Origin of the sequence: Streptomyces sp. Z26 (genome assembly GCF_003665095.1) — a bacterium.
GTDB lineage: Bacteria > Actinomycetota > Actinomycetes > Streptomycetales > Streptomycetaceae > Streptomyces > Streptomyces phytohabitans.
Window position 1 is genome coordinate 5,178,936 of the sequence record NZ_RCHV01000002.1, and the last position, 19,571, is coordinate 5,198,506.

Genomic DNA, 19,571 nt, shown 5'->3' on the forward strand with positions numbered 1-19,571 from the left:
GACATGGCATCACGGCGGGACGAGCTCAACGCCTACACCTTCGCGAAGAAGCGGTTGCTCGCGGCGTTCCTCCAGCCCACACCCAGCGGTACGGAGGAGGGGGCGCCGCGCCCACTGCGCGCGGTCGTCCCGGGCGTGGTCATCGGAGTGGTGATCATGGCGGGCTTCGGCGCGTGGGGCATGTTCAAGCCCAAGGCGCCCGAGGGCTGGGACGAGGTCGGGGCGAAGGTCATCATCGGCAGCGACTCGACGACGCGCTACGTCGTCCTGGAGACGGGCGACAGCGGTCAGAAGCAGCTGCACCCCGTACTGAACCTCGCGTCCGGCCGACTCCTCGTCGACCCGGACAAGTTCGGCATCGTCAAGGTCGACGAGGCGACCCTCGACAACGGCGACATCCCGCACGGCGCCACCATCGGCATCCCGTACGCGCCCGACCGCCTGCCTGACGCCGGGGAGGCGTCGAAGAAGAAGCGCTGGGCCGTCTGCACCCAGCCCGACGGGCGGGGCCGGAGCGTTCAGGAGGCCGGGTTCGTCTTCTCCGACCGGGAGAAGGGGAAGGTCGAGGGGCGCGACCGGCTGGCCGGTGGTGAGGTCATGTACGTGGAGGGGCCGGACGGACTGCTCTACCTGGTGGACCGCAGTGGTACCCGCTACCAGATCAGGAACGACCCGAACCTCCTGCTCACCGTTGTCGGCGGCAAGAGCAGGGACGAGCCCCAGAAGGTCACCAAGGACTGGCTGGACACGCTCAAGAAGGGTGACCCGATCCGGTTCCCGCCCATCGACGGCATCGGCGGACCCGCCGGAACGTCGGACGGCCTGGACGCGAACGTGAACAGGGTCGGCATGGTGCTCAGGGCCGAGACCGGCGACGGGCCCCAGCACTACGTGGTCCTGCGCGGGGAGGTCCGGCCGATCTCCCCCTTCATGGCGAATCTGCTCCTGACCAGCAAGGCTGCCGTGCCGCTCGGGCAGAACGGCCAGCCGGAGGAGGTGAGTTCGGCCGCGATCGCCCCCCTCGACGAGGAGTGGGGCGGCAGCCTGACCTGGCCGGAGGCGGAAGCCGTGACCGTCAACAAGGCGGGCAGCGGCCGGAAGACTCTCTGCAACGTCCTGCGCGACGTCGACGACAAGGGCCGGACCACCCTCAGCACCTGGGTCGGCGACGACTACCCCGCAGCTCTCCCCAACGGCGCCACCAGCGCGTACGTCTCACCCGGCACCGGGCTGCTGTACCGGCAGTTCCAGGGCAGTTCGACCAACACGGGAGCCACCTTCCTCGTCACCGACACCGGTCTGCGCTACGTGGTACAGGGCAACAGCGACAGCGGCGGGGATGACTCCGGCATCGGCACCGACAAGAAGGCCAAGCAGGAAGAGCAGACGACGGAGGGCAACAAGGCACAGATCCGACTCGGCTTCGAGGACGCCGACCCCGTCAGCGTGCCCGTCGCCTGGTCCGAGTTCCTCCCCACCGGACCGCGGCTCAGCACGGGCGCTGCCCGTCAGCCGCAGGGCTCGTGATGGGCGCGCGGAAGGGGCGTACGACCCGTACGGACGCCTGCCGGGCGCGTACGGTCGCGGTGCTCCTGGGGCTAGTACCCCTGACCGGGCTCGGCGTACTCGTCCCGGCGGCGCCCGCGGCGGCGGACAGCGGGCAGTGCACGATGCCGGCGAAGACGTACAAAGGGCGGCCCTGGGCGCTGCAACGTGTGCTCCTGGACGAACTCTGGAAGGAGACCAAGGGGGCGGGCGTCAAGGTCGCCGTCATCGACACCGGCGTCGACAACAAGCACCCGCAGCTCAAGGACGCGGTCGACACCAAGCTCGGGAAGAACGTCCTGTCGAAGGTCCCGAAGAAGGACGCCGACGGTGAGAGCCTGCCCCGCGGCAAGGAGAACGGGACGTCGGACCCCGTCGGCCACGGCACGAAGGTCGCCGGGATCATCGCCGCGCGGCCGGACGCGCGTACCGGCTTCGTCGGCATCGCCCCCGCGGCGACCATCATCCCGATCCGGCAGAACGACGGGCAGGGCGGCGGCAACGTCGGCTCCATGGCCCAGTCGATCGACCTCGCCGTGAAGGCGGGCGCGGACGTCATCAACATCTCGCAGGACACCGACGAGCCGCTGAACGCGGACTCCTCCCTGGAGTTGGCTGTGGAACGGGCGCTGGCCAAGGAGATCGTCGTCGTGGCCTCCGCCGGCAACGACGGACTCGACGGCAACGTCAAGACCACGTACCCCGCCTCGTACGAGGGCGTCCTCGCCGTCGCCTCCTCCGACCGCAACAACGAGCGGGCGGTCTTCTCCCAGTCCGGCGAGTTCGTGGACATCGCCGCGCCCGGCGTCGACATGGTCTCCACCATGCCCGGGGGCGGCCACTGCTCCGACAACGGCACCAGCTTCTCCGCCCCGTACGTCGCCGGGGTGGCCGCGCTGCTCCGCGCGCAGCACGACGGCTGGACGGCGCGGGAGATCGTCGCCCAGATCGAGCAGACCGCGGAACGCTCGATCGGTGAACACGACCGGCACGTCGGCTGGGGCATCGTCGACCCCGTACGCGCGCTCACCGAGGACGACCAGCCGGTGCAGGAACCGGAAGCTCGAGAGGGCGTCACGCAGGCCGAGAAACCCACTCCAGCAAAGCTCGAACTCGGTGAGACCACGCAGGAGCGGAACGAACGGCTGGGCACGTACGCGGTGGTGGGCGGCGGCGTACTGGTGGCTGTTATCGGCGGTGGATCACGCGTCCACCGTGACTGGCGACGCCGTACCGTGCGTGAGTGACAGTCACGGAAACCTTACGGTACGGGGCAGTTGGCCCGGCAAAGCCGGACAAGCCGGGCCGCTGGCGAGGAGGAGTGGTTGCCCTCCGGACGGTCAGCCGCGAGGATGAATTCCGGTCGTTTCCACGTGCGGGTTGACCACCCGCCGGAGACCGGCCGACCACCGGGGGGAGCGCGCCCCGTGGTCCAAGTCACCTCTGCTGATTTGCAGTTGGAACAGCGGACGTGAATGGCTAGAGTGTCTGCGGTTGTCGCGAGGATCGCGACTGCCGTCACGGGGTGGAGGGGAAGCCTGATGAGGGCGCCGATGTACGGGGGAGTTCCGACCAAGGACCTACAGGTCGAGGCGAAGGACCTGCAGTCGTTCAAGAAGAGGGTCGACGACATCCTCACGGAGCTGGAGAAGTCGCCCGCGTCGCGGGGCAGGATCGCCGACCAGGAGGTGCCCCGCAGCTCGTTCGGGGGCCAGTTCGCCGAAGCTGACGCGCTCTACGGCCAGTACAACCGTGTCCACACCCTCCTCACCACGCTCTCGCAGACGCTCAGCGACCAGATCGAGGCGATGGGCATCGCGGTGATGGGCGCGAAGAACGGCTTCGACGGCCTGGAGGAGGACGTCAGACGCCGCTTCTGGCAGATCCAGTCGCGCGCCCAAGAGCGTTACCAAGGCCAGCGGGAACGCCACGACAAGCGCGAGCGTGAGGAAGCTCAGCGCCTGGGCAAGGGCGATGAGCAGCGCACCGACGACAGCACCGGTGACTTCGACTGACGGGGGAGGGACCCGTATGGGCGACAACGACAATCCGCCGCCGCAGGACGCGCTCGCCGAGCGGCAGCTTCTCTTCACGGACCTCCGGAGAATGGTCGCGCCGTTCTTCGGGCAGCAGAGCTTCGGCGACAACAAGGAGACGGCGTTCAACAAGACGTCGTTTGACGGCTTCGACTTGAACGACTTGGTCGACTTGGTCGACAACGCCAAGCCGGATGACATGGAGGCCGTCGGTAACGCGCTCTACCAGGCGGCCGAGAAGATCGAACAGGTCGGTATCGACCTCGCCAAGCACATCGAGGGTGTGCCATGGGAGGGCGAGGCGGGCGAGGCGTTCCGCAAGTGGGGTGGCGACCTCGCGAAGAACACGAAGAAGCTGGGCACGTTCACCGGCTCTGCCGGCGTTCAGATCAAGGCGGCAGGCATCGGCCTCACGGAGGTCCGGAGCGCGATGCCGCCCCGGGACGACGGTGGCGTCGGCCCTAAGGTGGCGGACATCAAGTCCCCGGCTCGCGTCAAGTCGAACCCCGACTTCGTGAAAGCGGAGAAGGTCGACGCTGCGAAGCGCGAGTCCGTACGGCAAGAAGCCATCATCCAGATGGACAAGCTCAGTTCGTACTACCAGGTGTCACACGACACGATGTACGCGGCTGAGGAACCGATGTTCAAGCCGATGCCGACGACGATTCCCGTACCGAAGCCATCCGGTAAAGGCTCGCGCTTCGGCCTTGAAGCCGGGTGGTCGGATCAGTCTTCCGCAAGGCAGGGAGTAGCTTCCTCTGCCAGCGAACCACGGGGAGCGGAAAGCTTCTCTGGAGGTGGGGGCCATGAGGTAGGGGCGGCTTCCGCAGGCCTGGGTAACGTCGCTTCGCCCATTGTGCATGACCAACACGTGGGCACCGAGATCGACAGTGTGGAGGCGCCGTCAGCTCCCACAGTTGGAGAAGCGACGACGCGTCCGGTCGGCCCCAACGGCCCGGCGGGTCCTCACTCCATGCCTACTGCCGGCCCCTTGATAAATGCTGCGCCAGTACGCCATACAGGGCCGAAGCCGCCTAGCGTTACGGGAAGTCCCCGACCAATGGCGCCTCCGGGACGCCCGGACTCGGCAGGGCCGCTGGGGCGTGCGCCTACGGCCGCCACGGGACCAATCGGACGTCCTGTCACGCCAACGACACCACAACCCTCCGGTCGGAATGGGATCGTTGGTGGTCAGCCCATCTCCCGTACGGGGCAGACGGCAGGCTCATCCCGGTTCCCAAGTGGAACAGTTGTAGGCAACGAAACAACTGGACGAGCACCGATGGGGAGAAGCCCCATGATCCCCGGAGGGGGGAACGCCAGTACTCCGGGCGCCGCTCATTCGGGCCGCAGGCTGACTTCAACGCCAGGTGGCATCGTGGGCAGCCCTCGTTCGTCCGTGAGCGGCCAAGGGGGCCAGACATTCACTCCTGGCGGAACCGGCCTGGTACGTCGCACTGGGGCGGATAGTCGTAATGCCATTGGGGCGGCGCCACGCAGCCAGATCCCGAGTGGTCCCAAACGCGAGGACTCTCGTCGCCCGGACTACTTGGTCGAAGACACAGAGGCCTGGACCACTGGGCGGCGCGACAGTGCTCCGCCCGTAGTCGAATAGTCCCCGACGAGAGAACAGTGATGACGGTACGACTCAAGCGAGGAAGCGGGATATCGCGGCAGCGGCGCAAGCGTGCAAGCGTCCTTCCCCCGCTGACTATTGTCGGGGCGCTCACGCTGAGCTCTGTAGCCTTGACTTCCGCCGCTACCGCTGACTCCGGCCCCGAGCAGTGGTATCTCGATGCCATGCAGGCGGAGGAGATGTGGAAGGTGAGCACGGGTGAAGGCATCACGGTTGCGGTAGTCGACGGTGGTGTCCGTGAAGACACGGCGGCTTTGAAAGGCCGGGTTCTGCCGGGCAAGGACGTCAGTGAGCAGCCGGGTGGCGTGAACGATGATCCAGACGGTCACGGTACGTCAATGGCTGAATTGATCGCGGGGTCAGGCAAGAACGGTGGCATCAAGGGCCTCGCTCCAGGCGCAAAAATTGTCCCTTTTCGCGTACAGTCACTAGCTCCCGGCGAGGCCATAGATTGGTCGGAAGAGGAGAAGGGCGGCACCGATAAGGGAATCCTGGCTGCAGCCGAGAGTCCGGCACAGATCATCAATGTGTCCATGGGGGGCGAAATTTATGATCCAGCTTCCGAGGACGCAATTAAGTACGCCCTCAGGAAAGGGAAGTTGGTATTTGTTGCAGCCGGCAATGATGGCGACGGAAAAAATGCCAGAAGCTACCCGGCTGATTCTGATGAAGCAGTAGCTGTGGCTGCCGTGGATAAGTCAGCGAAGGCTGCCAAGTTCTCCCAGCATGGGGCTTATATCGACCTGGCGGCCCCAGGTACTGATATTCCTGGATGGTGCCGTGGAAATTTTGACCAGTACTGTCTTGGTTTGAACGGCACGAGTGCATCCGCAGCCATCGCATCCGCCTCCGCGGCGCTCATTTGGTCCGAGCACAAGGACTGGACCGCCAACCAAGTCCTGCGTGTGATGTTGGAAACGGCTGGCAGGGCCGACAAGAAGGCACAGGGCAGTAGCGAGTACATTGGTTATGGCACTGTGCGCCCGAGTCGGGTTTTGCTCAAGGGTGAAGGTGACCCCGGTGACCCCGACAAGTTCCCGCTTGCCCTGAAGTACCCTCTTGAATCACCGTCGCCGACTCCCTCTCCTGCCGGTGAAAGCTCCGAAGACGAGAAGGGTGCGGCCGAGAAGGTGAATGTCGCCGAATCCAGTGAGTCGGGCGACGACAGTAACCTAGGGCTGATCATCGGAACGGGCGCCGCTGTGGCCGTTCTGGCAGGTGGCGCTTTCGCTTTCATGAGAATGCGCCGGAAATAGTTCGTCGTTTGGTGTCGCAGAAAAAAAGAATGGCACCGAAGGGCAAACCAGCATCACACACTGAAGGAGGAACGAAGTGGCCAGCCTACAGACACATGACGCAGAACTTGCGGCGCTCATCACCGACGTGCAGAGGATGCAGCAGACGCTGAAGAGCAAGATCAGCAACCTGAACGCGGTGGTCGACGCGATCGAGGCCGCTTGGCAGGGCGAGGCCCACAAGTCGTTCGACGCGACTCAGCGCAAGGCCAACGAGTACGCCCGCAGCCTCGACCTCAAGCTCCAGATGATGGAGGAGGCGTTGCAGGCTTCGAAGGACGGGTTCACGCGCGAAGAGATCGACCAGCTCGAGAACTTCAAGAAGATCGACAACCAGAGCCCGATCAGCGACTTCAGCGGTGTCAGCTCGACGCCGACGGCAAGGTAACGGGGGAGGAGAAGCATGACGATCAAGATCACGTACGGCACCGTCACCGCTGCGGCCGATGACATCAACAGTGCTGCGACGACTATCGAGGGGGAACTCGAAGCGCTCAACAGCCGCGTCAAGAAGGTCGTGGCGAACTGGGATGGTAACGCCAAGGCCGCCTACGACGCCAAGCACGCTGGCTGGGACTCCAACGTCAAGGGTCTCACCAGCACCCTCCGCGCGCTGTCGCAGGCGGTGCACGGCGCAGCCAGCGGCTACCAGCACACCGACAAGAAGGCTGCGCAGCAGTTCGACTTCTGATCATCCAAGTTACGGCCTGGGCGGGCGCCTCCGGTGGAGATGCCCGCCCAGAACTTTGCGTTTCGCCGCATGACGTGCCAGCTTGCTTGCTCTGTCGCTTCTCGAATCTTCCCTTATTTGACGTGGAAGCCTTTCCCATGACTACGCACATGCCGCCCGGATGGTATCCAGACCCCGAATGCCGCATTCACGGAAACACGGCTGCTCGTGAGCGATGGTGGGACGGCAACCAGTGGACGACGCAGACTCGACTTGCTGCATCTGAAGCAGGAGTTCATCCAAATCAGTTCACGCCGATGGCTCCCTCCCCTCAGATGGCTGAGAGTGTTTCGGGTACTGGCGCGCGTTCCTCGCGTCCGCGTTCGCTCGCTCTGGTAGCCATGGGCGTGGTGATCGGCGTTGCCTTGACCGCCTCTGCGACTCTGTTCTTCGATGACGCCGACGGTGCGAAGAAGAGAGCGAGTTCAACGCCACGGGTCAGCGATGGAGGTGAAGAAGAGACTCCAGGACCTCGACCAGGACTGGACTCCCCGAAGCCGGAGAAGGAAATCCTCAATCCTACCTCCGGGGTCAAGCTCCCCGTCCTGGACGGTTGGAAGCAGGGCACCCCTAACGAAGCCGGTGGTGATGTCATCGAGTTCGGCAAAGAGTCGCCATGCCGGGATGACAAACAGGCTTCTTGCGTGATGGGTCACGCCTCTATCCACAGGAGTCAGGAAGATAGAGGTAAAACCACCATGACACTCAAGTCGATCGCCTCACGCGACTTGGGGAAGTTCGCCGAGAATACTTATGGCGGCTCTGGAGTCACGCGCAAAGTCGTAAAAAGGGAGTCACTGGACCTTATGGGCCAGGATGCCTACCGGACACGCTGGCAGATCTCCGATAGGTCGGAAACGTTGGGTTTCCTCGAGTCCGTGGCCTTTGCCTCACCGCATGAAGACGGCTCGATACTCATACTGCGTATGGGCTCGGATGCTGCCTCGGAAGCGCCGTCGATCGAATTCACAGAGTTGATACTCAAGCGCATCCAGGAGGTACCGCGAACCGACCGCGGCTATGAGGGAACAACCATCTGACGCCGTGAATCTCTTTTCACGCATCAACGTGACCCATGGCTTCTGGTCCAACGCCTCAAGCTCCGCCTCACGAGCACTACGGTCGGTACGCGTCCGGCTCCACAGTCGCCACCCGGTTCAGGACTCGAGGTCGAACTCTCCGTCGCGCGCGCCCAGTACGAACGCGCGCCACTCCGCCTCCGTGTAACGGAGCACCGTGTCCGGGTCCTTGGAGTTGCGCATCGCCACCGCGCCGCCGGGAAGGTGTGCGATCTCGACACGCTCGTCTTGCGGGCCGTCGGGCGAGCCCTCCCAGACGGCATCCGAGATGTCCATCGCGTACAGCTCCGCCTTCTCCTGCTCACTTGCCACGAGTGACTGGTCCCTTCGTTGAGTGCGGCGGTCAAGTCCCCACGCCGTCAAGGTTTTCCGCTCCCAGACTACTTCGCTTGCGATCCTGCTGCGGGCGCCTCCTCGATCCCGTACGGGAACGTGGCAAGAGGCTGCCGAAAGCACGCGCGCAGGGGCGAGCAGTTGCGACGGTCGTGCTGTTAAGGAACGAGCGGGCGGACGCGTTCCGCTACGAACCGGACGAACCCTTCGGGATCCGGCTCGTCCGCCGTCGGCTGCAGGATGACGGTGTGTGCACCAGCGTCCGCCATCCGCTGCACGGCTTCCGCGACCGCTACCGCGTCGCCCGCGACGCCGAGGTCGGGTACGGAGCCGTCGCCCGTGGCCTCGAGTTCGGCTTGGAGGCGTTCGGCGCCGTCTGCGCCGGTAGCTGTCAACAGGTACACGACCACCTGGTGCTCGCCCTCGCCCGTACGACCCGTTGCCGTACGACCCTCCTGCGCGAGCGTGCACGCCTGCCGTACGTCGTCCGGGGTCACGCCCGCGTCCAGGATCGTCCCGTCGGCTGCTTCGCCGGTGAGGCGCAGAGTGCGAGGGCCTCGTGCGCCGGCGAGTACGGGCGGTGGGGTGGCCGGAGGCCAGTCCAACGCGACGTCGCGGAGCTTCACGTAACGGCCGTCCACGGTGACCCGTTCGCCGCGGAGAAGGGCGCGCATGGCGTCCAGGTGCTCGCGCAGCAGCGTCATGGGCGACTCGACGCGCGCGCCCACCTGCCCCATCCAGCTCTGGACGCCATGGCCCATGCCGAGGACGACACGTCCGGGGAACAAGCGGTGCAGGGTCGCGGCCTCCATCGTGGCCAACGCGACGTTCCGCAACGGGACGGGGAGCAGGCCGACTCCGACGTGCAGGCGCTCGGTCCAGGCGAGTGCGGCGGAGGCGCTGGCGATGCCGCTCTCGAGGAAGCAGTCCTCCCAGAGCCAGAGTTGTTCCAGGCCCGCGTCGTCCGCGGCACGGGCGACGGCGCGGAGCCGCTCGGGGGGCAGTTGGGGCCGGAACACGGCGCCGAGAGCAGTCACGGGGTCCTTCCTACGGTTCGCTCACGAGAAGAGAGGCGGCGTCAGCAGCTGAGCTCGGCAACGCCTCGTCGGATGAGCAGTCTCCAATTGATTTCGTGAGCCGGATTCAGCGGGCAACTTTCCCGGTTGTCTCTTCTGGTTCTGGGGGCGATGTGACTGAGTCCGGCTCTGGGAAAACGACTCGGTCCCGACAGTCCATTTTTGATATAACCTTGCTAGCGGCTTTTGTGAGTAGTTTCGTATGGGAGTACGTGCTCATGGGAAACGAGTCGGTAATCTTGAACTGAAGGGCATACTCACGGCTAATGGGATGCTCATCCAAGATGCAGCCGACTTCAAGTCTGGAGCTGTAATTTGTTTCGGATCCTAGGGCGTATGCGAATGGTTTTCCTCCCGGAACGTGATGACTGGTCCAGATGACATCTATTTCTGCGAGTCCTGCACCCTTTTCGTCCTTGAGATTGCATAGTTTGTATCCTACTCCACCCCAAGTATCCTTTTGGTTTGTGAGTTCAGTGGCGGATTTTGTGTATCCCTCGACGAGGGCGGAATGGACCCGCTTGTGTCGCGCATTTTCTTCTACCTCGGCGGTGATTTGCTTGTCGAAGATGCCCTCACAGGTGTCTTCGACGCCCATGAGTTTTCTATTTTTGCTCGATTGGTTATTTGGGGTTTCCTTGGGGCTCTCGTTCTGGGTGCTGCAAGATGCGAGGGTGATGCTGAGAACGGCCAAGGATGCAGCGGAAATGCTGATGTTTCGTGGCATCGCTAGTCATTGCTCCTGTGTGGTTTACTGGAAAATCTGGGAAGTTACTATGCCCCGCTACCTGTTTGCTTATTGTCTGTAACTCCATTGTTGTATCGGCTTGTGATCCGGTCTTGGGTCTCCCAATACCAGTCGGTCTTCTCCACTTCGGGGTTCGCCAGTACGTATGAGTCAAAGTTCACTCCCGCGCGCTGCTGGCCCAGGGCGATGAAGCTCTTAAGTTTGTCGCTGGATTCGTTGTCGATTTTTTCGCTGCGCACTTCCAATTTCTTCTCGATCTCTCGGTCGATTGCCAAGCCTGTTTCGGTGTCGATAGCCCCGGTGAGAGCATCGGCAAATGGTGCAACGAAAGGGAACGCGCGTGCTGATTCAAGGGGGACTTGAATCAGTGAGGTTGCTCCGCCGAGGCCGGCCGATTTCTGGTACTTCTGCCATTCTCCGGCTTCCGTAAGAGCGCGCGCTTGCTCCTCCTTGGTGGCTTCTGCGTCCGAGAGGATGGCGCTTGTACGAGACTCGTCCAGGATCCCCTGTGTCTCAGCTCCGATGCTGAAGATGTCGCTGAGGGCGCGGTCGGGCGTAGGATGGGCTTTCATGGCGCTCACGGTGAATTCCTGTTGAGCTGCCGAGAGGATCGCATGGCTTCCTTCTTCACGCGCTACGGAAGCCATGAAGTTCTTTGCTGACTCGTTCTGGACCTTGATGTCAGAATCCCCGAGGCTGCCGAACGCGGCGTCACGTGCTGCCTCGCCGGACCTGTACTCGTTGCTGTTCGCCGTGGCCCAGTCCAGGTTGTCGATGTAGCCCGCGCCCATTCTGGCCAGGCTGTTGCTCAGGCCCGGCTTGTCCGCCACCAGGCCCGAGTTGTCGTCGACCGTCGCCACCACCTGCGTCATCACGTTCGCCCCCTCCGGCGTCCGGTGCAGGCCCAACTCCGGCTGGTCGTACGGGTGGCCCAGGGTGGCCGCCTGGAGGGCGTGGCCGAGTTCGCCGTAGCCGTACGCGTCGGGGTCGTCCGCGAGGGAGTCGTTCGGCCACTCGCGGTCCTTCAGCAGGTACGTGAGGTCCGCGTTCGGCTTCATGTCGTGGGACGTGGTGTAGCCGTCCTGGTTGAAGAGTTCCCGTGCCGCCTCCGGGTTGCGGCCCAGTGCTTCCATGTAACCGGCCATCGGGTCCAGGCCGTGGTCGCCGCCGGGGCCGAGGTTGAGCATCGCCTGGTAGCGGTCCTCGTCGCCGCCGCGCCAGAAGTCCTCCAGGGAGCCGTCCTTGGCGGCTTCGCGGTCGAACTCGATGAGCCCGGGTACGTGGTTCTTCCCCTCCCCGAAGCCCTTGCCGTAGTCGGTGAGGAAGTCCTTGTCGTACTGGCCGTACCGCATCAGGCTGCTCATGATCTGGAAGCCGTACGGGCCCTTGCTCGGGGGCCCGGCCACGGAGTGGTTCGTGTCGTCGAACCGTTGGCTCCCGAGCCGGATCGCGTCGTGCTTCCACTTCTCCATCGCCGCGCTGTCCGAGTGGGAGGCGGTGGCGAGGGTGAGGCCGAGGTTCTTCTGGAGGGCCGCGGTCGTCTTCGTCTTGTCGTCGCCGGTCTGCTGTTCGTCGGCGACGCGCTGCCAGAACGAGAGGGTCTCCTTCGCGCCCAGGCTGGTGGCGAAGCGTTCGGCGAAGAACGGGTCGCCGCTGTGCCGGGAGAGGAGCGAGTTGGACTTCTTCAGCTCCTCCGGGGTGAGTTCCCGGGTGTCGATGCTCGCGAGCCGGGTCAGTTCCTTGGCGTCCTTGATGGCCAGTTCGCGTCCGGCCTCGGCGGCCTTCATGCTGTTCAGCCCGTCGTCGCTGAAGCCCTTGCCGCGGGCGTCGGGGTCGACGCGGAGGGCCCAGTCGAGGAGTTCGTCGGCCTTGGTGGCGGCGTCGAGGACCTCGCGGATGTAGCGGTTGTAGTCCAGGGTGACCTGGCTGTAGTTCTTCGCCTGGACGCCCTGTGCCTGCGGGCTCAGCTCGGAGAGGTTGGCGGGCGCGTACGTGACCTTCCCGGAGCCGTCGACGGTGAGGTTCTCGTCCGCGTCGATGGCCTTCTTGTAGCCCTTGAGCTTGTCCTGGAGGCTCTTGAACTTCTTGTGCGCGGTCTGGAGCAGCGTGTGGACGTCCGCCGCCTCGCCCGCGGCCTCGTCGAACTGCGCGGAGACCTTGCGGATCTTCTCCCGCGCGGCGTCCGCCGCCTCGCCCTCCCAGTCGGAGTGCGCGAGCGGGGACCGTACCTCGGTGTCGAAGTTGGTGCCGATCTGGCGGAACTGGCCGGGCAGGTTGCGCCACTTGGTGACGGCTTCCGCGAGCGGTTCCAGGTCGACGTCGAGGAGGTTCTGGTAGGTGACCATGTCTGCCTTCGGAGTCCGGGTCGGTGGGGAGCGTACGACTTCGGCGGGCCCGTGCCCGGGTCAGCGCGCCACTTTCTCGTCCCCGCCGCCCTTGAGGGGGAACTTGTCGCTCGCCTCGAAGTTCGTCGCGGCGCTGCGCAGCCCGTCCGCCACGCCCTCCTTCAACGCCCCCTGGACGTGCCGCATCTGGGCCTTCCAACGGTCCTGGAAGACCTCGAACGCGCCCGCGCAGGCGAAGCCCTTGAGGCTCGCGCCGACCTGGCCGGTCTCGGTCATCGTCTTGTTGTCGGCCTTCATGAAGTCGCCCGCGGTCTCGTCCGTCCTGGTCGCCTTCCCCCGCAGCACGTTCGGGGTGACCTTCAACTTCGGCCCGCCGCCCCGCTTGTCGGAGCCCGAGCCGCTGCTCGCCAGCCGCATCCGCGCGGCTCCGTCCCGGGCCGCGGTCTCCTCGGCCGCCGCGGCGTGGAGCCGCGCCCACTGCTCATCGAATGACGTGGTCATGTGAATCCGTCCGTCCCCGTACGGCCGCGCGCGCCTCTGGTCCCGTAACGCGTGGTCCCGTGACGCGCGCCGCGCCGCCTGCCGATCTGTCCGCCCGTCCGTCTGCCTGAACCGTCATACCCGTCGCCCCCGGCCGGTTCACCCCGGCGCGGGAGCGCGAAAACGTCCCCGTCGCCGGTGGTCTAGCCGTCCACCCGCCCCAGCTGGACGAGTGGCGTTCCCCGCTTCCGCGACGCGAAGAAGCCGCGCCCCGGTGGCATCGGCCGCGCCCGTACGCTGCCGATGATGTCGCCCTCGCTCGGGTCGCCGGAGAGGACGACGCCTTGCGCGCCCAGTTCCTTGAGCCGCTGCATGAACGGTTCGAACGAGGCGCGCGAGGCGCCCGCCGCGCTGCGGGCGATGATGAAGCAGACGCCGATGTCCCGCGCGAACGGGAGGTGTTCGGTGAGGACCGCGAGCGGGTTGCCGCTGGAGGTCGACACCAGCTCGTAGTCGTCGACGATCACGAACATCTTCGGCCCGTCCCACCAGCTGCGGTCCCGCAGCTGCTGCGGTGTGACGTCCTCGGGCGGCCTGCGGGCCTCCATCAGGCCCTGGAGCGCCGCCATGTGGGTGTCCATGGCGTGGGACATCGCGGCGTACACGATCATGTGCGATTCCGGGATGGTGCCCAGCAGCGAACGCCGGTAGTCGGCGACGACGATGCGGGCCTCGTCCGGCGTGTAGCGCTCGGTGATCTGCTTGGCGAGCAGTTGTACGAGGTTGGACTTGCCGGACTCGCTCTCGCCGAAGACGAGGAAGAACGGGTCGGTCTCGAAGTCGACGAAGACCGGTTCCAGGCTGTTCTCGTCGATGGCGAACGCGATGCCCCGCTCCGGGTGGTCCGCGCCGCCCGGCAGCCGGTGCGCGGGCAGGTCGCGCGGCAGCAGCCGTACGGCCGGTGCCACGGGCCCCTGCCAGGCGGCGGCGACGGAGCGGGTCAGTTCCTCCATGGCCTCGGAGAGGTTGTCGTCGGAGCCGACGCCGTCGATGCGGGGTACGGCCGTCATGAAGTGCAGCTGCTCGGGCGACTGGCCGCGACCGGGTACGTCGGCGGGTACGTTCGCCGCGACCTTCCGGTTGAACTCCGAGTCCATGGTGTCGCCGAGCCGCAGCTCCAGCCGGTTCGCCAACTGGTCCTTGAGCGCGGGCCGTACCTCCATGGTGCGGGAGGCGGCGACGACGACGTGCACGCCGTAACCGAGGCCGCGCGACGCCATGTTCGTCACGACCTCCTCCAGCATGTCGTACTCCTGCTTGAAGTTGCCCCAGCCGTCGATGACGAGGAAGACGTCCCCCCAGGGCTGGTCGGCGAGTTCACCGCGGGCGCGGCGGCGCCGGTACGTGGCGATGGAGTCGATGCCCTGGGCGCGGAAGAACTCCTCGCGCTGGTTGAGGATGCCCGCGACCTCCGCGACCGTACGCCGTACGCGCTCCGGGTCGAGCCGGGAGGCGATGCCGCCGACGTGCGGCAGGTCCGCGACGGAGGACATGCCGCCGCCGCCGAAGTCCAGCCCGTAGAACTGCACTTCGGCCGGGGTGTGCGTGAGCGCGAACGACGTGATGAGGGTGCGCAGCAGCGTCGACTTGCCGGACTGCGGGCCGCCGAGGACCATCATGTGCCCGGCCGCGCCCGAGAAGTCGCAGTGCAGCGCGTCGCGGCGCTGCTCGAACGGCCGGTCCACCAGGCCCATGGGGACGACGAGCCGCCCGGCGCCCGGGTAGTCGGCGCGGGTCAGGCCACGGCCCGGTACGGGGGCGAGGCCCGGCAGCAGCTCGTCCAGCGGCGGCGCGGTGTCCAGCGGCGGCAGCCAGACCTGGTGCGCCGGCGCCCCCTGGCCCTCCAACCGCCGTACGACGACGTCCAGCACGGTGTCCGCGAGCGCGTCGTCGTCCCCGGCGACGGCCGGTGCGGGCGCGGGCGCGCCGGGTGCGGGTTCGACGTGCGGTACGGGCACGGGGGCCGCGGTGAACGGCACGGGCCGGCGGTCGGCGGGCAGCGGCCCGCCCGTCGCGTCGTCGTCGGCGGCGCCGGTGCGGTAGACGCCGGAGACGTACGCCGCCTTGAAGCGCGTCATCTCGTCCGTGCCGAACTTCAGGTAGCCGGAGCCGGGGACGGACGGCAGGTGGTACGCGTCGGGTACGCCCAGCGCCGAACGCGACTCGGCGGCCGAGAAGGTGCGCAGCCCGACCCGGTACGAGAGGTACGTCTCCAGGCCGCGCAGCCGCCCCTCCTCCAGGCGCTGCGAGGCGAGCAGCAGGTGCACGCCGAGGGACCGGCCGATGCGGCCGATCTGGATGAACATGTCGATGAAGTCGGGCTTGGCGGTGAGGAGTTCGCTGAACTCGTCGATCACCAGGACCAGCGACGCGATGGGCGCCAGCGGGGCCCCGGCGGCGCGCGCCTTCTCGTAGTCCTTGATGTTGGCGTAGTTGCCCGCGTCGCGCAGCATCTCCTGGCGCCGGTTCAGCTCGCCGCGGATCGAGTCGCCCATGCGGTCGACGAGCGTCAGGTCGTCGGCCAGGTTCGTGATGACGGCGGCGACGTGCGGCATCTGCGACATCCCGGCGAACGTCGCGCCGCCCTTGAAGTCCGCGAGGACGAAGTTGAGGGTCTCCGACGAGTGCGTGACGGCGAGCCCCAGCACGAGCGTGCGCAGCAGCTCCGACTTGCCGGAACCGGTGGCGCCGACGCACAGGCCGTGCGGCCCCATGCCGTCCTCGGCGGCCTCCTTCAGGTCGAGCATGACGGGCTGCCCGTCCTCGCCCACCCCGATCGGCACCCGCAGCCGCTCCGCCTGCGAACGCGGTCGCCAGGTGCGCCGTACGTCCACCGACGCCGCGTCGCCCAATCCCAGCAGGTCGGTGAACTCCAGCTTCGCCAGCAGCGGTTCGTCGTCGTCGCCCCCGGTGCCCATGCGCAACGGCGCCAACTGCCGGGCCAGCGCCTCGGCCGCGGGGAGGGACAGCGCGTCCGGCTCGCCCTCGTACACCAGGCCGTGGCCCGACTCCAGGCGCAGGCTCCCGGGCCGTACGGTCACGGCCAGCCCACCGCGCGGGTGGTCGATCTCGCCGGGCACCACCTCGACGACGGTGACGCCCTGGAGGCCCTCCGGGGACGCCAGCATCGAACCGGCCGACACGGTGGCGCCCCCGTCCATCACGACGAGTACGTGCGGTTGGTCGAGCAGCGGCTGCCCGCCCGCCTGGAAGCGGGGGCGGCCGTCCAGCCGGGCGGCCAGCAGCCCGTCCAGCTCGTGCGCCTCGGCGGCGATCAGCCGACGGGTCCCGGCGCCGTCCACGGTGCCGGGCGCCTGCGCGTGCGGCAGCCACTTCGCCCACTCCCACCGCTCGGCCGCGCCACGGCCGGTGACGACGGCGACCACGAGGTCGTCGGGCGAGTGCAGGGAGACGAGGGAGGCGACGAGGGCGCGGGCGGCGCCGTGCACCGACTCGGCCTCGCCGCTGACGGTCATGTGGTAGAAGGCGCGCAGCGAGACGGCCATCGGCAGCCCGTCCAACGTGCCGTGCGTCGCGAGGAACTGGTGCATCGCGCCCGCCGTCAGCGGCTCCAGCTCGTCCACGGGCGCCGTCTCCGGCGCGACCAGGGGAGTGGCCAGCTGCTGCGCGCAGAGCCCGACCCGCACCTGCCCGAAGTCGTCGTCGCCCGGCCGCCGTTCCCACACCCGGCTGCCCTCCGCGACGAGCGCCCACAGCTGCTCGGGGGAGGGGTGGAGGTAGAACTGCGCGTCACGCTGCCGCCGCGCGGTCTTCCGTACCTTCCGCCGCGTCTGCGCGAGGTACTTCAGGTAGTCGCGGCGCATGTCGGACATCTGGCCCTGTGTGCCCCTGCGAAACCGCACCACCATCGCGATGACCATGGCGATCGTCGACGCCACCATCACCAGACCCATGATCCGCATGAACGGGTGCGCGCCCGGCATGAAGAAGAAGACCACCGAACCACCCATGCCGAGCATGGGCAGCACCTGCATCAGCATGCCCTCCTGCTGCCCGCGCGGCAGTTCCGGCGGCGGCTCCAGGGTCAGGTCCTCGCTGGGTACGCTGGGGGGCAGGGCCCGCGGCGGGCGCTTGACGACGATCTGGCTCACGGCGTCCAATCCCTCGTGTGTACGGGACGGTTCCCGGCCGACGCCCCCGTGGCGACGGAGCCCGCCCGCGCGGGCCGATCCTACTGGCATGACAAGCGCACAAGGGCGGTAGGGTGTCGCGCGGTGCCCGCGCGGCAGCGAAGCGTAGGCGTACGCGGCCGCGAACAGCGGCCGGACGGCGGGCGGTCCGCGTCAGCGGCGGACAACAGGCAGTGCATGAGGGGGACTTCCAGGTGAGTACGACGGCATCGGCACCCGCCACCGGCTTCTGCCGGGTCACCATCGTCGCGCCGGACAGCCGTATCGACGTGGCGCTGCCGGAGGACATCCCGGTCGCGGACGTCTATCCGGAGATCCTCCGACTCAGCGGCCAGAGCCCCGCCGAGGGCGCCCCCGTCGGCTACCACCTGGTGCGCCGCGACGGCACCGTCCTCGACGGCGCCCGCTCGTTCGCCGCGCAACGCGTCCTCGACGGGGACGTGCTCAGCCTCCGCCCGTTCGCGGAGTCGCTGCCGCCCGCCGTCTTCGACGACGTGTCGGACGCCGTGGCCTCCGCCGTCACCAGGGACCGGCGCCTGTGGGGCGACGGCCTGATGCGCGCCGCGGGCCTGGCCGCCGGCACGGTGCTGCTCCACCTCACGGCGTTCGTGCTGTGGTTCGCCGACCCCGTACGGCACGACATGCACAGCCTGCCCGGCGTCCTCGCGGCCGTCGCGGGCGTGCTGCTCGTCGCGCTCGCGGCCGTACGCGCCCGGGTGTACGACGACCGGGCGTCCGCCGTCGCGCTCGGTCTGGGCGCGCTGCCGCACGTGATGCTGGCGGGGTCCGGGCTGATGGCGCCGGAGGACGGGCACGGCATCGGGCGGCTCCAGTTCCTGCTGGCGTGCGTGGCGGTGCTGGTGGCGTTCGTCCTGCTGCTGGCGGTGACGCCGGGCGGCGACGGGCCGTTCGTGGCCGTCGCGTCGGCGGCGGCGGTCGGCACCGTGCTCACGTTCGTCGCGATCCTCGCGGACCTGCGCGCGGTGGAGACCGCCGCGGTCTGCGCGCCCGTCGCGGTCGGCATGGTCGCGTTCCTGCCCGGCCTGTCCTCGCGCTTCGCCCGCCTCCCCGTCGGCTACACCGCGCCCCGTACGTCCCCGATGCGCTACGACGAGGACCCGGACGCCGCCCCCGCCCACGCGGGCCCCGTCGACGGCGAACGCGTCGCCGCGCAGGCCCGCCGCGGCCACGAGATGCTCGTCGGTCTCGTCGGCGGCTGCGCCCTGCTGGTCCTCGGCTCGACCGCCGTGCTCGGCTTCTCCGACTCCGGCTGGGGCCAGCTGCTCGCGCTCGCCACGGGCCTGTCGATGCTGCTGCGCGCCCGCCTCTTCCGCTACACCTCGCAGGTCGGCTGCGCCCTCGCGGCCGGGCTCGGCGCCCTCGTCCTGCTCGGTCTCGGGCTGGCGTTGAACACCCCCGGCGGGCTCGTCGCGGACATGCTCGACGGCGACCGTACGGACCTGGACATCCGTACGGTCTGGCTGACGGCCGCCTTCGCGGGCGCCGCCGCGGTGGTCACCGCGATCGGGCTGATCGTGCCGAGCAAGGGCGTGACACCCTTCTGGGCGCGCTTCCTGGAGATCTTCGAGACGTTCGTGCTGCTCACGCTCGTCCCGCTGTGCCTGGCGGTGCTGGGGGTCTACTCGGCCGCGCGCAGCATGACCAGTTGAGGCTGGTAGGATCGCCGGGCCTCCCGCGTGTGAACAGACTCCCCTGTGAAGCAGACCAGGGGACACCGGGCGGGCCGAACCCCTGAGGAGTACGTGTGTCGTCGCTCGATGCCGCCACGAAGAAGCAGATCATGTCCGAGTTCGCCACCAAGGAGGGTGACACCGGCTCCCCGGAGGTCCAGGTGGCGCTCCTGTCCCGGCGTATCTCGGACCTGACGGAACACCTCAAGACCCACAAGCACGACCACCACTCGCGCCGTGGCCTGCTGCTGCTCGTCGGCCAGCGCCGCCGCCTGCTGCAGTACCTGGCGAAGAAGGACATCCAGCGCTTCCGTGCCCTCGTCGAGCGCCTCGGCATCCGCCGCGGCGCGGCGGGCGCCCGCTAGC

Annotated in this window: 16 protein-coding genes; 10 read left to right on the plus strand and 6 right to left on the minus strand. The window is 67.4% G+C overall.

Annotated elements, in window-relative coordinates:
• Positions 1 to 3: 3 nt before the first annotated feature.
• From eccB to D7M15_RS22635, 8 genes are all read left to right on the plus strand, one after another.
• The gene (gene eccB, locus D7M15_RS22600) at positions 4 to 1,527 is read left to right on the plus strand and encodes a type VII secretion protein EccB (RefSeq protein WP_121519168.1); all 1,524 of its coding nucleotides are present in this window, start codon (positions 4 to 6) and stop codon (positions 1,525 to 1,527) included.
• Positions 1,527 to 2,792, plus strand: a complete 1,266-nt coding sequence (mycP, locus tag D7M15_RS22605; RefSeq protein WP_121519169.1) for a type VII secretion-associated serine protease mycosin — start codon at positions 1,527 to 1,529, stop codon at positions 2,790 to 2,792. Before eccB ends, mycP begins: the two co-directional genes overlap by 1 nt.
• 294 nt (positions 2,793 to 3,086) lie before the next feature.
• Positions 3,087 to 3,560: a hypothetical protein gene (locus D7M15_RS22610; RefSeq protein ID WP_206337408.1), complete on the plus strand. Its 474-nt coding sequence runs from the start codon at positions 3,087 to 3,089 to the stop codon at positions 3,558 to 3,560.
• Positions 3,561 to 3,576: 16 nt separating this feature from the next.
• Complete coding sequence (locus tag D7M15_RS28270) at positions 3,577 to 5,196, plus strand: WXG100 family type VII secretion target (RefSeq protein ID WP_127201784.1); 1,620 nt, start codon at positions 3,577 to 3,579, stop codon at positions 5,194 to 5,196.
• Positions 5,197 to 5,216: 20 nt separating this feature from the next.
• Positions 5,217 to 6,473 carry a S8 family serine peptidase gene (locus tag D7M15_RS22620; RefSeq protein WP_121519171.1) on the plus strand — a complete coding sequence of 419 codons (1,257 nt, stop codon included), beginning with the start codon at positions 5,217 to 5,219 and terminating at the stop codon, positions 6,471 to 6,473.
• A gap of 76 nt (positions 6,474 to 6,549) precedes the next feature.
• On the plus strand, positions 6,550 to 6,900 hold the full coding sequence (locus D7M15_RS22625; protein ID WP_121519172.1) for a WXG100 family type VII secretion target: 351 nt from the start codon (positions 6,550 to 6,552) through the stop codon (positions 6,898 to 6,900).
• Between the two features lie 15 nt (positions 6,901 to 6,915).
• On the plus strand, positions 6,916 to 7,203 hold the full coding sequence (locus D7M15_RS22630; protein WP_121519173.1) for a WXG100 family type VII secretion target: 288 nt from the start codon (positions 6,916 to 6,918) through the stop codon (positions 7,201 to 7,203).
• A gap of 137 nt (positions 7,204 to 7,340) precedes the next feature.
• Positions 7,341 to 8,282 carry a DUF2510 domain-containing protein gene (locus D7M15_RS22635; RefSeq protein ID WP_121519174.1) on the plus strand — a complete coding sequence of 314 codons (942 nt, stop codon included), beginning with the start codon at positions 7,341 to 7,343 and terminating at the stop codon, positions 8,280 to 8,282.
• 117 nt (positions 8,283 to 8,399) lie between these two features.
• Here D7M15_RS22635 and D7M15_RS22640 read toward each other — a convergent pair whose 3' ends face one another.
• The 6 genes from D7M15_RS22640 to eccCa form a co-directional block, all read right to left on the minus strand.
• Positions 8,400 to 8,633 carry a DUF397 domain-containing protein gene (locus D7M15_RS22640; protein WP_121519175.1) on the minus strand — a complete coding sequence of 78 codons (234 nt, stop codon included), beginning with the start codon at positions 8,631 to 8,633 and terminating at the stop codon, positions 8,400 to 8,402.
• A 179-nt stretch (positions 8,634 to 8,812) separates the two neighbouring features.
• A complete protein-coding gene (locus tag D7M15_RS22645) occupies positions 8,813 to 9,691 on the minus strand; it encodes an LLM class flavin-dependent oxidoreductase (RefSeq protein ID WP_121519176.1) in 879 nt (292 codons plus the stop codon).
• Between the two features lie 106 nt (positions 9,692 to 9,797).
• Complete coding sequence (locus D7M15_RS28275; RefSeq protein ID WP_127201785.1) at positions 9,798 to 10,457, minus strand: hypothetical protein; 660 nt, start codon at positions 10,455 to 10,457, stop codon at positions 9,798 to 9,800.
• Positions 10,458 to 10,504: 47 nt separating this feature from the next.
• The gene (locus D7M15_RS22650; protein WP_121519177.1) at positions 10,505 to 12,823 is read right to left on the minus strand and encodes a hypothetical protein; all 2,319 of its coding nucleotides are present in this window, start codon (positions 12,821 to 12,823) and stop codon (positions 10,505 to 10,507) included.
• A gap of 60 nt (positions 12,824 to 12,883) precedes the next feature.
• Positions 12,884 to 13,324, minus strand: a complete 441-nt coding sequence (locus tag D7M15_RS22655) for a WXG100 family type VII secretion target (RefSeq protein WP_121519178.1) — start codon at positions 13,322 to 13,324, stop codon at positions 12,884 to 12,886.
• A gap of 182 nt (positions 13,325 to 13,506) precedes the next feature.
• The gene (gene eccCa / locus D7M15_RS22660) at positions 13,507 to 17,475 is read right to left on the minus strand and encodes a type VII secretion protein EccCa (protein ID WP_121521247.1); all 3,969 of its coding nucleotides are present in this window, start codon (positions 17,473 to 17,475) and stop codon (positions 13,507 to 13,509) included.
• Positions 17,476 to 17,708: 233 nt separating this feature from the next.
• Here eccCa and eccD point away from each other — a divergent pair, with 233 nt between their 5' ends.
• On the plus strand, positions 17,709 to 19,184 hold the full coding sequence (gene eccD, locus D7M15_RS22665; protein ID WP_121521249.1) for a type VII secretion integral membrane protein EccD: 1,476 nt from the start codon (positions 17,709 to 17,711) through the stop codon (positions 19,182 to 19,184).
• Between the two features lie 95 nt (positions 19,185 to 19,279).
• Entirely contained in the window at positions 19,280 to 19,570 is a 291-nt protein-coding gene (rpsO, locus tag D7M15_RS22670) for a 30S ribosomal protein S15 (protein ID WP_121519179.1), read from the plus strand.
• Position 19,571 lies beyond the last annotated feature (1 nt).